The sequence below is a fragment of the Streptosporangium nanhuense genome, from assembly GCF_059358815.1.
Genome location: NZ_JCADBG010000030.1, coordinates 23,536 through 38,162, shown reverse-complemented (window position 1 = coordinate 38,162; position 14,627 = coordinate 23,536). Strand labels below are relative to the sequence as shown.

Sequence of the window (14,627 nt, the reverse complement as noted above, 5' to 3'; positions counted from 1 at the left end):
GGAGGACCGCCCGGGCAGTTCCGCGACGTCAGGGGTCGCGCCGGATGCGACGGCCGGTGACCTCGGTGGCGGCGATCCTCACGTACAGCTCCCGCTCACCCCCCGCCCACGGCCGGACGCCCAGCGCCGCCAGGGCGGCGCGGTCCTCATCGGAGGAGACGTGGTGGACCCCGCCGCGCACCAGCACGCTCCAGCCCTCGCGGCCGGCGTCGTCGATGCGGTCGACCTCGAAGGCCACCTTGGACTCGACCCCCTGCACCCCGGTGCGCAGGGCGTCGCCGAGCGGGCCGCCGAAAGCGGTGCGAAAGATCACCGAGATGCCGTGCAGGGCGTAGTTGACCGGCAGGATCACCGGCCCGCCGATCTCCTCGAAGGCGATCCGTCCCACCCCGCCGGGGGTGATGAGCCGCAGGCACTCGTCCCGGTCCAGCTTCTCCAGCTCGGGCCAGGAGCCCGACCGGCCCCGGCAGGGCGGCAGGTCGACGTTCCCGCCGAGCAGGTCCTCGGGCCTGGTGTCCAGGGCGGTGGCCACGCGGTTCACGGTGCCGGTGTTCGGCGAGGCCACGGCGTCCTCCAGGTAGGCGAGATAGCCCGGATCGATCCCGGCCCGCCTCGCCAGCTCGTCCCGGGTGAGGCCGAGGTCCTCGCGCCGCCTGGCGATCCGGCGGCCGAGGTCACCCGGGGCCGATACGCGTCCAGTCATGGCAATCTCCAGCTGAGAAGATCGATGTCGCTGCGAGTCCGGGGCTCCTCCGGCTCCCGCGCCCCTCGATCGGCATCACCTGAGGCCTCCCCGCAGTCGCGCGCCGCTAATCCGGGTCCCACCTGGGGGAACCCCGCGCCCTGGCGCGCGGGGGGTGGCGCGGCGTCTACGATGGATCTTCCCGGGAAGCGCTTTCCGGGCAGCGGTGAGGGAGCTTCGATGAAGTTGGCGTTCAGCACGCTCGGCATGCCGGGACAGGGCCTGCGCGAGGCCGTCGCGACGGCCGGGGAGTACGGATGCGCCGGTCTCGAACTCCGCCTCCACCCCGACACCGGCGTCCACGCCGGGCTCTCCCCGGCAGGGCGCGCGAAGGTCCGCGCCTTCCTCGCCGGGACGCCGGAGGGGCACCCGGCAGGCACGGGGGCGCCGGGTGCCCACCGGGAGGGCGCCGGGTCGCCGGGCGGTCGCCCGGGAGGGGGCGGCGCGTCCGAAAGCGCCCGGCCGGAGGTCTCCGCGCTCGCCGGGTACGTCAAGATCGCCATGGCGGGACCGGACGAACCCGTCGTGCGGGCGCTGCGGGACGACCTGGTGCTCGCCGCCGACCTGGGCGCGCCCGCCGTGCGGGTGTTCCCCGGGGGGGACGACGTCGAGACGGGTGCGCGGAGGCTGCGCGCGGTCGCGGACCTGTGCGTGGAGTCGGGGGTGCGGGTGCTGGTGGAGACCCACGACGCGATGCCGACCGGCGCCGCGGTCGGGCGGCTGCTGGACGCGGCGGGCGTTCCCGGGGCGGCGGGCGCGCTGTGGGACGTGCTGCACCCGTGGCGTCACGGCGAGGAGCCCGCGCGGACCCTGGAGGCGCTGGCCGGGCACCTGGCGTACGTGCAGATCAAGGACGCGGTCTCGGCCGCCGACACGACCCCGGTGCCGATGTGGACGGGCGGGGTGCCCCTCGACGAGTGCGGCGAGCTGCTGCGCGGTTTCGAGGGCTGGGTCTCCCTGGAGTGGGAGCGCACGTGGTACCCGCACGTGGCGCCGGTGGAGGAGATCCTTCCCGGCGCCCGCGAGTGGGTCGCCCGCTTCTCGGCCTGACCGCCCGCCGCGCCGTCTCTCGCGGCGAACCCGCGGTCCGGCGTGACCGTGCCCTTCCGGCGGACCCGTCAGCCCGTGCGAGGGGAGGCGGGCCACTCCGGGTAGAGGAGGGCGTTGATGCCGAGGGCCGCCGCGGCGTCGACGTTGACGGCCCGGTCGTCGAGGAAGGTGACGTCGCCGGGGGCGGCGTCGAGGCGGCGCAGGACCTCCTCGAAGATGGCGGGGTCCGGCTTGGACAGGGCCAGGCGGCAGCTGTAGAAGCGATGCTCGAACGCCGCCGCCCAGGGGGCGTCGTCGATGGCCGCCGCCAGCGGCTCGGGGGCGTTGGACAGCAGGGCGAGCCTGTGGCGTCCCGCGAGATCCTCGATGCCGCGCAGGGTCTCGGGGTTCAGGTGGAACCAGCTCTCGACGTCGGCCGCGTCGAGCTTGGCGACGAGCGGATCGTCGTCGGCGAGCGTCCTGCCGAGAACCGCGCCCCAGTACAGGTGGGAGGCCTGGCCGCGGTCGTAGGCGTCGCGGTGGTGCCAGTAGCGATCGTGGAAGGTCGCCCGCTCCTGGCCCATGAGCTCCGCCATGGCCGCCGTCGCGTCGGCCGGCTGCGCCACGGAGATGACCTCGCCGTAGTCAAGCAACATCCACGTGGTCACGGGCTCTCCTCGGAACGGTCCTGCGCCGGCGGCTCCGGTGTCACCCCCGACGCGGCGGGTGGGGCCCCGCCCGCCCGGCCCGGGCGCGTCTCGCGCTCGGTGGGACGAGGATGATCGACGATCGTTCGGGGCCCTTCCGGAACTCTTTCGTGTTCATTCGATCGTACTTCGTGTTTGATTTCAAGACGTAGATCTCGGCCACCATGGTGAGAACGGGTTCCCGGCCGTACGTCTTCGCTCCCGTCGCCGGTCAGTCGCCGTCGTCCCGGTTCGTCGCGCGCCGGTGGTGTCGCCTGGCCTTGAGGCGGTTGCCGCAGGCGGCCATCGAGCACCAGCGGCGGGTGTCGGCCCGGCTGCGGTCCACGAGGAACAGGTGGCAGTCGTCGTTGGCGCACGGGCGCAGGCGGCCGGGCAGGGTCTCCTGGAGATGTGCCCAGGTCAGCACGCACCGGAGGCCGAACGGGTCGGCGGAGCCGGTGTTCAGCTCCCAGCGCACGCCGTCGTCGCCGACCGACGGGGTCCGCACCACCCCTTCGAGGAAGGTCCCCAGCGTCCGGGCGGGCTCCTCGCCCCTGACGACGCGGGCGATCGCGTCCCGGACGCGGCGGGCCGAGGCGACGGCGGCAGGTGAGCTGGGCAGGCCGCGCTCGCCGAGCCACCGGGCGGCCTCGCGCCGATCCTCCAGCGCGTCCGTGGGGACGCCGTCGACCACGGGGGTGGTGTTGAGCAGGTCCAGGAGGAGATCGGCGTCCTCTATAACCACCTTGAGCATGTTGACAGGTTAGCAGGATGATGCTTCGCTGGCCATGATTAACTCCCCAAACGACTCGAAGAGGTTAGACGTGAACGAGACGGTCCACTACCGCACCGCCGTCGTACTCGGGCAGGAGATCTTCTATCGGGAGGCGGGGGACCCCGACGCGCCGGTCCTGCTCCTGCTGCACGGCTACCCGACGAGCTCCCACATGTTCCGCGACCTCATCCCGAGGCTGGCCGGCCGCTACCGGCTCATCGCCCCCGACCACCTCGGCTTCGGCTACTCCGCGGCCCCGTCCATGGACGACTTCGACTACACCTTCGCGAACCTGGCCGAGATCACCGCCGCGTTCACCGAGCGGCTCGGCCTGTCGCGCTTCGCCATGTACGTGCAGGACTACGGCGCGCCCATCGGCTGGCGGCTCGCCACCGCCCACCCCGGGCGCGTCACCGCGATCGTCACCCAGAACGGCAACGCCTACCTCGACGGCCTGGACGAGAACTTCTGGGCCCCGATCCGGGCCTACGGCACCGATCCGTCCCCGGCCAACGAGATTCCCGTCCGGCAGTTCCAGAGCCTGGAGGCGATCCGCTGGCAGTACACCCACGGAGTGCCCGACCAGAGCCTCGTCAGCCCCGACACCTGGCACCACGACCTCGCGCTGCTGCGGCGTCCGGGCAACATCGGGATCCAGCTCCGGCTCGCCCGCGACTACGTCACCAACATCGATCTCTACCCGGCCTTCCAGGAGTACTTCCGCGCGAGCCAGGTCCCGCTGCTCGCCGCCTGGGGTGCCTACGACGAGATCTTCGGGCCGGACGGCGCCAAGGCCTTCCGGCGAGACCTGCCCGACGCGGAGATCCACCTGCTTCCCGCGGGTCACTTCGCGCTGGAGAGCCACGGTGCCCAGATCGCCCGGCTCGTCGACGACTTCCTCGGCCGCAGGCTTCCCGCTGACCGCTGACCGCCGACCGCCGACCGCCGACCGCCGGCCACCCGCGGCGCGTCCGGGGGCCGGGAGGAGGGAGGATGGGGCGCGGTCATGTGACGCACGACGCCGTACGACGAGGAGAACCGATGATCCGCCGCTGGAATCCCCCGGGCCCGGCCGCGCCGCTCGGCCGCTACAGCCACCTGGCCGCCGTGCCCGCCGGTCACGAGCTGTTGATGATCTCCGGTCAGGTCGGCGTACTGGAGGACGGCACCCTCGCGGGCCCGGACGCCGAGTCGCAGGCGCGCCAGGTCTTCGCCAACATCGAGAGCCTCCTCCGCTCCGCGGGCGCCGGTCCCGAGCACCTGGTCAAGCTGTTCACCATGCTCTCCGGCGCCGAGCACCTGGCGGGCTCGCGCGCGGCGCAGGGCGAGGTGTTCGCCAGGTGGTACCCGCGGGGGGACTTCCCCGCGCACTCGCTGATCGTGGTCGCCGCACTCGCCGCTCCCGGCCTCGTCATCGAGGTCGAGGGCGTCGCCGCCGTCCCGCGCGGCTGACCCCGGATCGCCCTCCGGCCCGCTCCCGCCGTCCGGGCCCCAGGTGCTCCCCGCCCGGTATCAGGTGGTGATCGTCAGGTCCGCGCGGGCGCGGACCTGGTCGCGGGCGTGGAAACGCTCCTCCTGCGCCGCCCAGCGGTCCCAGTGCGGGGCGTAGAGATCGCCGTCGCGCCCCAGCGCGCGGGCCTTGCGCACCTCGTCGGCCGCCTCCAGCCACAGCAGGCCGCTCAGGTACGGCGCGGCGGCGAGGGCGCCGGAGCCGGTGCCGTCGAGGACCAGGATCCCGGTGTCCGGGACCTCGTGCCACTCCGCGTGGGCGCCGTCCGGCCAGTCGTAGCGCCGCCACCTCGCGGGCCGCTCCAGGCCCAGCGGTCGCAGGACCTGCTCGACCAGCGCGTCGATCCCCGCCGACAGGCCGTCCCACCCCGGGTAGAGATCGTCCATCCGCACGACCGGCGCGGCGAGTTCCGCGGCCACGGCGGCGGCGAGGGTGGACTTGCCCGACCCCGAGCGTCCCTCGACCGCCAGGACGCGGGTACGGCCCGCCCGGGCGGGGCGGGTGAGCAGCCAGCGCGAGACAAGCGGCACGTGGCCGTTCACGTCGGCGTCGTTCATGTCGGCGTCGTTCATGTCGGTGTCACAGGGGGCTTCGGCCGCCCGGAACACGCCGGACACGCCGGACACGCCGGACACACCGGAGCGCGGTCACGCGCTCCGGCGGGTGCGCCAGCGGGTCAGGATCTCGCGGTCGGAGTCGCGCTCCTCGACGTCGCGGCGGCGCTGCTCGTCCTCGTCCTGCGCCAGGGCAAGCCACTCGGAGTATTCGGGGTCGTCGCGGCCTATGTCGCGAGTGCCGTCGATCTTGGTGCCGTTGTCCAGCGTGGTCGTCGCGGGGACGCGGAGGGTGCCTCCCGGCAGCATGGTCACGTTCATGGCGTGGCCTTTCCGTCGTCTCTCTGACCGCTGTTCGCCCAGCATAGCTCCGGGGGTCGTGGCACGCCCACGGTCAGCCGATGCCGTACTGCCCGGACAACTGGTGATACACCCGTTCGGCCTCCGCCTCCGCGCCGATCAGGTCGAGCAGCCGGGTCGCCCTGCGGGTGAGCACGCAGGCGAAGGCCTCGGCGAACAGTTCGGTGACGTCGTCGCGGTAGGGCGGCCGGAGACGGACGCGGGTGCGGGCGTGCAGGCCGGTCCAGAACGGGGAGTGCGAGGGCAGCCGGTCCATGTGGTCGGTGGCGTGGCCGATCTCGTGCCCGCACACCGACACCGAGGGCGAAGGGGCGCTCCCCACCCCGATGCGCCGCCGCCGGGGGTCGTAGACGCCCGCGCTGCGTTCCCAGAGCCCCGCCTGCAGGGGCAGCGCGACGCCGCGCAGCCACTCGAAGCCGGGAAGGTCGGGCACCGATCCGGGCCCCACCACGATGCCGCCGCTCAGATGGGTGGTCAGGCGGGTGGCGAGAGCCTGCGGCACGGCCGCCAGCGTCAGTATCGCGAGGAGCGTCTCCGCCGGTGGGAACGTGCCAGGTTCCCAGGTGCGCGTCAGCCGCGCCTCCAGCGGGCCGACGTGCAGCCAGCCGGGTCGTCCTCTGCCGTGGTCGGCCAACGCAGCCGCTTCTCCTGGATCGGGGGGTGATCCGCCACGGCTTGCGGGCCGGGCCGGGCGATCCGGTCCGCGGGCCGCGACGGTGATCACGCGAGACTACCTCTCCCGCGCCCCGGCCCGTGCGGGGTACGCGTCCGCGGTCGCGGCGAGGGCGCCCGGCGGGTTGCGGTACGGGCCCGGCCTATCGGTGTCCGGCGGGTTGCGGTACGGGCCCGGCCTATCGGTGTCCGGCGGGTTGCGATACGGGCCCGGCCTATCGGTGTCCGGCCAGGGTGGCGTGGTGGTCGGCGCCCTCCCGGCCGTCCGGGTCGGCGTGCACGGTGGCGGCGCTCAGCCGGGGCAGGTGGTGGATCAGCCGGTGCTCGGCCTCCACCGCCACGGCGTGCGCCTGGAGCAGCGACAGGTCCTCGCCGACCACGATGTCCACCTCGGCGCGCAGCGCGTGGCCCACCCAGCGCAGCCGTACCGATCCCACCCGCCGCACGCCGTCGGTGGCGGCCAGGATGCGCTCCGCGTGGTCGACGAGTGCCGGATCGACCGCGTCCATCAGCCGGTGGTATATCTCGCGGGCCGCGTCCTTGAGGACGAGACAGATGGCCACCGTGATCAGCAGGCCGACGATCGGGTCGGCGATCGGGTAGCCCAGCGCCGAGCCGCCCGCGCCGAGCAGCACGGCCAGCGAGGTGAGGGCGTCGGTGCGGGCGTGCAGCCCGTCGGCGACCAGCGCGGCCGATCCGATCCGGCGCCCGACCCCGATCCGGTAGCGTGCCACCCACTCGTTGCCCGCGAAGCCGATCACGGCCGCGGCGGCGACCCAGCCGAGTGCCCGTACCTCCTGGGGGTCGACCAGGCGCCGCGCGGCCTCGTACCCGGCGAGCGCGGCGGAGGCGGCGATGACCAGGACGATGGCGATCCCGGCCAGGTCCTCGGCCCTGCCGTAGCCGTAGGTGAACCTGCGGGTGGCCGCCCGGCGCCCGAGGGAGAAGGCGATCGCGAGCGGGATCGCGGTCAGCGCGTCGGCGACGTTGTGCAGCGTGTCACCTAGGAGGGCGACCGAGCCGGAGAAGACGACGATCACCGCCTGGACGGCGGCGGTCACCATGAGCACGGCGAAGGAGACGGCCAGTACGCGCATCCCGCGGCTGCTGGACTCCAGGGCGGTGTCGGTCCTGCTCGCGCTGTCGTGGCTGTGCGGGGTGAGGGCGTGGCCCGCTCGCGAGAGCAGCCTTCCGAACCGACGGCCCACCGGACGGCGCCCCTCGTGCCCGTGCCCGTGACCGTGACCCTGGCCGTGCCCATGGCCATGCCCGTGAGCGGGCTCGGGTTCGTGTGGCGGGTCGTGCGGGGTCTCGTGGTCCTGGCCGCGGGGAGAACGGGAGCCGGTGGGTTCGTCGGGGGACGGAGAACCGGCGTCCTGCTGGTCGGACATGGCTACCTCGTTTGCTACCGGTGCCCTTTTCCCGGAGTATATGTAGCCATGTACGCACGCGACAACGCATCAGGTACCAACTCGTCGCAGGAGCAACCCACCGGCGCCCAGGTGGAGGCCGCCATCGAGGCCTTCCGGATGCTCAGTGACGCGACCAGACTGCGCCTGATGTGGCTGCTGTCGTCGGGGGAGTACGACGTCGGCTCGCTCGCCGAGACCATCGGGGTCGCGCGTCCCTCGGTCTCCCAGCACCTGGCGAAACTCCGTCTCGCCGGGCTGGTGCGCACCCGCAGGGACGGCCGCCGCGTGCTCTACCGGGCCCGTGACGCCCATGTCCGCGCGCTCATCGGCGAGGCCCTGTTCCACGCCGACCACGAGGTCTCCGGCATCCCGCGCCACGACTGACGGGAGCGCTCGACCGGCGTGCGCCGGCCGCCGGCTCCCCAAGGTCACGTCCGGCCGCGACGTCAATTGACAAATTAATTTGTCTAATGGTTCCATGTGGGTGTGCCCGCGACCGAGATGACCCTCATGGACGAGCCCGACCGTCTGCGTGTGGCGCTCACCCCGATCCGCCGACGGCTTCTCGGCCGCCTGCGCGAGCCCGCTTCGGCGGTCCAGCTCGCGGCCGAGTTCGACCTGCCGCGCCAGCGGGTCGGATACCACCTCAGGGTGCTGGAGGAGGCCGGGCTGGTCGAGCTGGTGGAGGAGCGCCCGCGGCGCGGTTTCGTCGAGCGCGTCATGAGGGTCACCGCGAACGCCTTCCTGGTCGATCCCGGCGTGCTCACCTCGTCGGAAGATGGCGACACGGCCGAGGAGGCCGGTGGCGGTGGCGGGGCCGCGGAGGATGCCGAGGTGGCGGAGGGGTTTCGTCGGGTCGCGGACCAGTACGCCGCCGAGCGTCTCGTCGAGGTGGCCGCCGGGACCGTCCGCGACGTCACCCGCATGGCCGCCGCCGCCGACCGGCGGGGCGTCCGGCTGCTGACGTTCGCCCTGGAGGCACGGGTGCGCTTCGCCGAGCCCGGTGACGTGCACGACTTCACCGACGCGCTCGCCGACGCCTTCTCGCGGGTCGCGGCCCGCTTCGACACCCCCGGAGGACGGCCCTACCGCCTCGTCGCCGGTGGACATCCGGCCCCCGGTCCGCGAGGCGGGGGCGAGCCCCGGGACCCCGGCGCGACGGGAACCGCCGGACACCCGGCCTCCGGGACGCCGGAGAACAGTGGTTGACATCCCTCCCGGGGCCGGGCCCCGGGACTACCGCGCCGGAGGCGTTCCATGACAGACGAGCCGTTCTTCTTAGAGGTCACCATCGCCGCGCCCGTCGGCGACGTGTGGAGCGCGCTGCGCGACCCCGAGCTGATCCGGCGCTGGCACGGCTGGCACTTCGACGGCCTCGACAAGGAGATCGAGGTCATCTACCACCGGGACATCGTGGAGTCGGCCGCCGAGCACCGGCTGGAGGTCCAGGGCGGAGACCTGTTCGAGCTGGCCGACCTCGGCGACCGTACGCGCCTGCGGGTGACCCGTGCCCCGCGCGGCGGCGACCCCGACTGGGACGCCTACTACGACGACATCACCGAGGGCTGGATCACCTTCGTCCACCAGCTCGCGTTCGCCCTGGAACGGCATCCGGACGACGACCGGCGCACGGTCTTCCTCTCGGGCGTGCCGGCCGCGCCGGTGCCGGAGGCCGCCGGCCTCGCCGCGGTGGCCGGGCTCTCCCCGGGGAGCCCGTACGAGCTGCAGGTCCCCGCGGGGGAGACGCTGTGCGGCGAGATCCGGTTCCGCACGGCCAACCAGGTCGGCCTCACCGTCGACGGCTGGGGCGACGGCCTGCTGGTCGCGGCCCGGACCCCGCCCTCGCCCGCCAACCCCGGGGGCGCCGCCATGATGGTGCTCACCACGTACGGCCTCGACGACGCCACGTTCGCCGATCTCGAATCCCGCTGGAGCGCGTGGTGGGAACGGAACCTCGCCGAGCCCTCCGCGAACGGCCGGGACGACGCCGCCGCGAACGGGTGAGACCCCCCGTTCACGGAGGCAGGATTTCCGTCCACGGAGACGAGGCGAACGGAGACGAGGCGAACGGAGACGAGGCGAACGGAGACGAGGCGAACGGAGACGAGGCGAACGGAGATGAGGCGGGGCGAGAGGACGGCTACGGGGTGAAGCCCTCGGCGGAGCACAGGCCGGGCAGGAAGAACTCGAAGTTGCCGACCTCCTCGATGTTGTGGCGCAGCCAGGCGGCGCCCTTGCCGCCGGGGAAGATACGCTCGCGCAACACCTCGTTGACCGGGCGCACCAGCCGCGCCCGGCGGCCCCGGCCGGGCAGGCCGAGGGTCAGCGAGTTCTCGTAGCGGGTACCGCCGGCGACGCGGGCGAAGGTGTAGTCCATCCGGGCGACCGGCAGCCCGTGCGTGCGCGGCCGGTGGGCGAAGCCGCCCTCGTCCAGCCGGGTGACGCGGGTCAGGACGTCGACCCGCCACTCCGGGTTGCGGCCGAGCACCTCGTGCAGGTGGAAGACGGCTCCGGGGCCCGCGCCGCCCGGCGGGAGCGAGTGGTGGCGGAACCCCACGTGGTCGAGCGGGTGCCAGACCCGGTAGCGCGGCACCTGCCGCCCGAGCAGCTCCATGTCGCCCTCCACGTTGCGGAACCACCACAGGAGCATGGCGGGGCTGACGCCGTGGATCAGGTCGTGCCGGATCCACAGGTGCAGCCGGCCGTCGTCCAGGACGTCGGCTCCGGACTCGGCCGACGCGACCGGTTTCATGGTCCAGGGGACCTCCAGAGGTTCGGGCAGAGCCCGTGCGGCGGGGTTCAGGGTGGTGGTCACGGTGTTTCTCCTCTCCTTCACGAACCTAGGGCGGGCGGGGGAGACGGCCCATGACCGTACGCGCCAACGGCGTATCAGAGGGCGCCAGGCCGGGGAGGGAACCGGTAGGGTCACGCCGTGCCCGCTCCCACCGTCCTCGCGGCCCTGACGATCGGCCTGGTGGAGGCCGCGCGGGCCGAGGGCGTGGAGATCGTGGCGGACCTGCCCGCCGATCCCGACGCGCGCGTCCCCCTCCCGAGGCACCTGGAGGTCTGGGAGGCCGTCGCCAGGCATCCGGTGGGGCTGGCGGTCGGTGCCCGGCTGGGACTGACCGGGCTGGGCGTGGTCGGTTACGCCATGCCGTACGGGGCGACCGTGGGGCAGGCCGTCGCCCTGCTGGGCCGCACCCGCGCGGTGGTCCACCCCGACGCCGTCCCCGATCCGCGACGGCGCGGGGACGAGCTGGTGTTCGCCCAGGTGATCCCGGCGCCCTTCGCCCGCCTGGTCGAGCCCGTCGACGCCCAGGCCGCCGCCACGCTGGCCGTGATGAAGGTGCTCGCCGGAAGGGAGACCCGTCCCCTCAGGGTCGTCCTGCAACGCTCCCGGCCCGGGGACACCTCGCGGCACGAGACCTACTACGGCTGCCCGGTCTCCTGGGGCGCGCCCGCGCTGGAGCTGGCCTTCGACGCGGCGCTGCTGGACCGGCCGCTGCCTCGTACGGACCCCCGGCTGTTCGGCTACCTGTCGCGCCGGGCCGCCGACCTGCTCGGCGGTCTCGACACCGGTTCCGGGGTGGTGGAGCGGGCGCGCAGGGAGATCGGCCTGGCGCTCGTCGACGGCGAGCCCGACCTCGCCTCCGTCGCCCGGAGCCTGGTCCTGTCGGCCAGGACACTGCAGCGGAGGCTCGCGGCCGAGGGCACGACCGTCGCCGAGCTGGTGGAGATCGCCCGCCGCGAGCGCGCGTTCGTGCTGCTGCGCGACCCGGGGCTGAGCGCGGCGCAGGTGGCCTCGCTGCTCGGCTACTCGGAGCCGCCCGCCTTCTTCCGCGCCTTCCGTCGCTGGACCGGCCTGACCCCGAGGCAGTGGAGGTCCTCGAACGGCGGTCCCTGACGTCCTCCGCCCGCTCTCACCGGGTACGGCGCCCCGCCCGGTCGTACAGGGCGGGAGCGAGTGCGGTGAACAGCACGGCGGCGGTGACGGCGAATCCCGCCGGGTAGCCCACCGACCCGGCCAGGAGCCCGAACCCGACCGCGCCGGCGCCGAGCCCGGCGTCGTAGGCGAGATTCCACGCCGCGCTCACCTGGCCGAAGGCGGATTCGGGGGCGCGCTCGAACATCAGCGCCAGGGTCGCGTTCTGGGCCATGCCGAACCCCGCCCCGAACAGGCCCATGCCGGCGATCATCGCGAGAGGGACGTCCACCCAGAAGAGTCCGGCCGTGCCGAGAGCGGCGGCCAGGACGGCGGGGACCAGCAGGCGGGCGGAGCCGTGACGGTCGCCGTACCGGCCCGCCGCCCAGCGCGCGAGCGGCGTGACGCAGGATTGCGTGAGCAGGGCCAGCGCGACCAGGTCGTGTGACCGCTCCGGCGCGGCCAGCGGGAGGAAGGTCAGCAGGACACCGGCCGCCGGTGTCACCATGGCGAAGACGATCGCGGGCCTGGCGACGCCGCCGTCGCGGAGGACGTCGAGGATCCCGCTCCGGGCTCCGCCCCGGAGCCCGTTCCGGCTTTCGCTCCGGGACCCGCCGTGCCGTTCGGTCCGTGCTCGCAGGGAGGGCAGGCCGGGTACGGCGGCCAGCGCGAGCAGCGCCGACGCGGCCCCGGCGACGAAGACGGGTCCGTGGCCGATGTGCTCGCTCAGCCAGAGTCCCAATGGCAGGCACGCGATGGAGGGAATCCCGACGGCCACCCCGTACACTCCCAGCCCCTCGCCACGACGGCCGGGCGGCACCAGTTCGGCCATCAGGGCCGCACCGGCCACCACCACGAGCCCGAGCCCGGCACCCCGCGCCAGGCAGATCCCCAGCACCGGGGGCATCGACGCCGACGCCGGCAGCAGGAGGGCGGGTGCGCCGAGCAGGAGCAGGCCCAGTCCCATGACCGCCCGGTAGCCGTACGCGCGCAGCAGGCCGGGTGCCGCGAACTCCGTCAGCACGGTTCCCAGCATCATGGTGCCGGTCGCCAGGCCGGCGCCCGCACCGCCCGCACCGGAGGTGGCCGCGTACAGGGGGACGATAGGCGCCAGCAGGTAGAAGCCGCCGAGGGCGCCGAGCGAGGCGGCCAGCAGCAGGACCACCGGGCGGTTCGGAATGCGAGGATCCGGAACGCGGGCGCCTTCCCCCTGTGCCCCCTCGCCGTCTCCCCGGATTTCCGTGGCGTCCCCTTGAGTCTCTCCGCGATTCTCCCGGGCCTCTCCGGCATCCTCCAGGGTTTCGTCGGCGGCGCTCTTCTGGTGAGTCATGGGCCGACCCTAGGGCGGAAACCGGCTCAGCGATAAGGTCCGGTTTCATGTCGATCGAGTGGACCGGTTCGGGGCCGGAACTCCTGTTGCGGGTTGACAGGAGCCGGCCGGAACCCTTGCGTGAGCAGCTGGAAGGCGGGCTGCGCGAGAGCATCCGCGCCGGTCGGCTGGCCGCCGGTGAGCGGCTCCCGTCCTCACGCGCCCTCGCCCGTGACCTCGGTGTCTCCCGCGGCTTGGTGACCGAGTGCTACGCGCAACTGCAGGCCGAGGGCTACCTCATCACACGCGGCGGCTCGGCCACCCGCGTGGCCGCCGCCCGCCCGCCGCTGGACGCGCCGTCACCGCCCGCCACGTCTGCCGGGTCCACCGCGCTCGCCGGGTACAGCGGGCCTGTCGGGATCGACTTTCGGCCCGGTGTGCCCGACCTGTCGAGTTTCCCCCGCGAGCGATGGAGCCGCGCCCTCCGGCGCGCCTGCCGCGACGTGCCTAGCGACCTGCTCGGCTACGGCGACCCGTACGGCGACCCGATGTTGCGCGACGTGCTCGCCGCCTACCTGCGGCGGGTTCGCGGCGCCGCCGCCGACGCGGCCCACACCGTCGTGTGCGCGGGGTACGCGCAGGGGCTGCAGCTCGTCCTGCGCGCTCTGGCGGGGGAGGGCGTGCGTGTCGTGGCCGTGGAGGATCCCGGCGACCCCGACCACCGCGCCGCCGCCGCGATGGCGGGCCTCGACATCGTCGCGGTGCCCGTCGACGAGCACGGTGTCGACACCGGTGCGCTCGCGGCCACCGGCGCGCGTGCCGTGCTGCTCACCCCCGCCCATCAGTCGCCCACCGGGGTCGTACTGGCTCCGGGCCGCAGGCAGGCCCTGATCGCCTGGGCCGTCGCCCGCGACGCGACGATCGTCGAGGACGACTACGACGCCGAGTTCCGCTACGACCGCGAACCGGTCGGGGCACTGCAGGGTCTCGCTCCGGACCGGGTGGCGCTCCTCGGCTCGGTCAGCAAGTCGCTCGCCCCGGCCCTGCGTCTCGGATGGATCCTCTGCCCGCCCCGGCTGTCCGCCGACGTCGCGCGTCAGAAGCGGTTCGCCGACCGCGGCTCGCCGGTCCTCGACCAGTTCGCGCTCGCCGACCTGCTGCGGTCAGGTCACTACGACCGCCACCTGCGCCACATGCGGGCGCGCTACGCCGCCCGGCGCGCGGCCCTCGTGGACGCGCTGGGGCGGTACGCGCCCGAGGTCGAGGTACGCGGGCTGGCAGCCGGTTTCCACGCCGTCGCCCAGCTGCCGCCGGGCACGGACGAGCGTGCCGTGGTCGAGGCCGCCCGCCGCCGGTCCATCGGGCTGTACGGGATAGGCGGCTATCTCCTCGACCCGCCGGAACGACGGACGTCTCCCGCACGGCTCGTGCTCGGGTTCGGCAACCTGACCCCGGACGCCATCTCCGACGGCATCGCTACCGTCGCGGACCTGCTGCGGGGCGGCTGAGCCATCACGGGGCCCCAGCCGGCCGGTGCCGTTCCTTCGCGGGAGTTCGGGCCCGCTTCGGAGTTGCCGCTTCGTCATGACAGCGCACGCCCGCTTCCGGACGGCGGCCTCGCCGTGAGAGGTCGCGCCCGCTTCCGGGTGACGGCTC

17 protein-coding genes are annotated in these 14,627 nt (G+C 73.8%); 8 read left to right on the top strand and 9 right to left on the bottom strand.

The window, feature by feature from the left end; all coding sequences use genetic code 11:
- Positions 1–28 precede the first annotated feature (28 nt).
- Positions 29–703: a pyridoxamine 5'-phosphate oxidase family protein gene (locus AC5L38_RS38600; protein WP_495247768.1), complete on the bottom strand. Its 675-nt coding sequence runs from the start codon at positions 701–703 to the stop codon at positions 29–31.
- A 219-nt stretch (positions 704–922) separates the two neighbouring features.
- Here AC5L38_RS38600 and AC5L38_RS38595 point away from each other — a divergent pair, with 219 nt between their 5' ends.
- A complete protein-coding gene (locus AC5L38_RS38595) occupies positions 923–1,792 on the top strand; it encodes a sugar phosphate isomerase/epimerase family protein (RefSeq protein WP_495247767.1) in 870 nt (289 codons plus the stop codon).
- Positions 1,793–1,860: 68 nt separating this feature from the next.
- Here the strand turns inward: AC5L38_RS38595 and AC5L38_RS38590 are convergent, their stop codons facing one another.
- Entirely contained in the window at positions 1,861–2,439 is a 579-nt protein-coding gene (locus AC5L38_RS38590; protein ID WP_495247766.1) for an HAD-IA family hydrolase, read from the bottom strand.
- A gap of 250 nt (positions 2,440–2,689) precedes the next feature.
- Positions 2,690–3,211 carry a CGNR zinc finger domain-containing protein gene (locus AC5L38_RS38585; RefSeq protein ID WP_495247765.1) on the bottom strand — a complete coding sequence of 174 codons (522 nt, stop codon included), beginning with the start codon at positions 3,209–3,211 and terminating at the stop codon, positions 2,690–2,692.
- Positions 3,212–3,281: 70 nt separating this feature from the next.
- Between AC5L38_RS38585 and AC5L38_RS38580 the strand changes: the two genes are divergently transcribed.
- Both AC5L38_RS38580 and AC5L38_RS38575 read left to right on the top strand, forming a co-directional pair.
- The gene (locus tag AC5L38_RS38580; protein ID WP_495247764.1) at positions 3,282–4,160 is read left to right on the top strand and encodes an alpha/beta fold hydrolase; all 879 of its coding nucleotides are present in this window, start codon (positions 3,282–3,284) and stop codon (positions 4,158–4,160) included.
- A gap of 113 nt (positions 4,161–4,273) precedes the next feature.
- Positions 4,274–4,684, top strand: coding sequence for a RidA family protein (locus tag AC5L38_RS38575; protein ID WP_495247763.1), 411 nt, complete (start codon positions 4,274–4,276; stop codon positions 4,682–4,684).
- 60 nt (positions 4,685–4,744) lie between these two features.
- Here the strand turns inward: AC5L38_RS38575 and AC5L38_RS38570 are convergent, their stop codons facing one another.
- From AC5L38_RS38570 to AC5L38_RS38555, 4 genes are all read right to left on the bottom strand, one after another.
- The gene (locus tag AC5L38_RS38570; RefSeq protein ID WP_495247762.1) at positions 4,745–5,314 is read right to left on the bottom strand and encodes a nucleoside/nucleotide kinase family protein; all 570 of its coding nucleotides are present in this window, start codon (positions 5,312–5,314) and stop codon (positions 4,745–4,747) included.
- A 75-nt stretch (positions 5,315–5,389) separates the two neighbouring features.
- Positions 5,390–5,617: a hypothetical protein gene (locus AC5L38_RS38565; RefSeq protein ID WP_495247761.1), complete on the bottom strand. Its 228-nt coding sequence runs from the start codon at positions 5,615–5,617 to the stop codon at positions 5,390–5,392.
- Positions 5,618–5,690: 73 nt separating this feature from the next.
- Positions 5,691–6,290 carry a hypothetical protein gene (locus AC5L38_RS38560; RefSeq protein WP_495247760.1) on the bottom strand — a complete coding sequence of 200 codons (600 nt, stop codon included), beginning with the start codon at positions 6,288–6,290 and terminating at the stop codon, positions 5,691–5,693.
- 253 nt (positions 6,291–6,543) lie between these two features.
- Complete coding sequence (locus tag AC5L38_RS38555) at positions 6,544–7,536, bottom strand: cation diffusion facilitator family transporter (protein WP_495247759.1); 993 nt, start codon at positions 7,534–7,536, stop codon at positions 6,544–6,546.
- A gap of 231 nt (positions 7,537–7,767) precedes the next feature.
- On the opposite strand from AC5L38_RS38555, the gene AC5L38_RS38550 reads away from it, so the two are divergent.
- From AC5L38_RS38550 to AC5L38_RS38540, 3 genes are all read left to right on the top strand, one after another.
- Complete coding sequence (locus AC5L38_RS38550) at positions 7,768–8,124, top strand: ArsR/SmtB family transcription factor (protein WP_495247758.1); 357 nt, start codon at positions 7,768–7,770, stop codon at positions 8,122–8,124.
- A 102-nt stretch (positions 8,125–8,226) separates the two neighbouring features.
- A complete protein-coding gene (locus AC5L38_RS38545) occupies positions 8,227–8,949 on the top strand; it encodes a helix-turn-helix domain-containing protein (RefSeq protein WP_495247757.1) in 723 nt (240 codons plus the stop codon).
- 48 nt (positions 8,950–8,997) lie between these two features.
- On the top strand, positions 8,998–9,744 hold the full coding sequence (locus AC5L38_RS38540) for an SRPBCC family protein (protein ID WP_495247756.1): 747 nt from the start codon (positions 8,998–9,000) through the stop codon (positions 9,742–9,744).
- Between the two features lie 136 nt (positions 9,745–9,880).
- Here AC5L38_RS38540 and AC5L38_RS38535 read toward each other — a convergent pair whose 3' ends face one another.
- Positions 9,881–10,555 carry a hypothetical protein gene (locus AC5L38_RS38535; RefSeq protein ID WP_495247755.1) on the bottom strand — a complete coding sequence of 225 codons (675 nt, stop codon included), beginning with the start codon at positions 10,553–10,555 and terminating at the stop codon, positions 9,881–9,883.
- A gap of 117 nt (positions 10,556–10,672) precedes the next feature.
- On the opposite strand from AC5L38_RS38535, the gene AC5L38_RS38530 reads away from it, so the two are divergent.
- Positions 10,673–11,644 carry an AraC family transcriptional regulator gene (locus tag AC5L38_RS38530; RefSeq protein WP_495247754.1) on the top strand — a complete coding sequence of 324 codons (972 nt, stop codon included), beginning with the start codon at positions 10,673–10,675 and terminating at the stop codon, positions 11,642–11,644.
- A gap of 16 nt (positions 11,645–11,660) precedes the next feature.
- On the opposite strand, the gene AC5L38_RS38525 is transcribed toward AC5L38_RS38530, so the two are convergent.
- A complete protein-coding gene (locus AC5L38_RS38525) occupies positions 11,661–12,827 on the bottom strand; it encodes an MFS transporter (RefSeq protein ID WP_495247753.1) in 1,167 nt (388 codons plus the stop codon).
- Positions 12,828–13,108: 281 nt separating this feature from the next.
- On the opposite strand from AC5L38_RS38525, the gene pdxR reads away from it, so the two are divergent.
- Complete coding sequence (gene pdxR / locus AC5L38_RS38520; protein WP_495247752.1) at positions 13,109–14,479, top strand: MocR-like pyridoxine biosynthesis transcription factor PdxR; 1,371 nt, start codon at positions 13,109–13,111, stop codon at positions 14,477–14,479.
- Positions 14,480–14,627 lie beyond the last annotated feature (148 nt).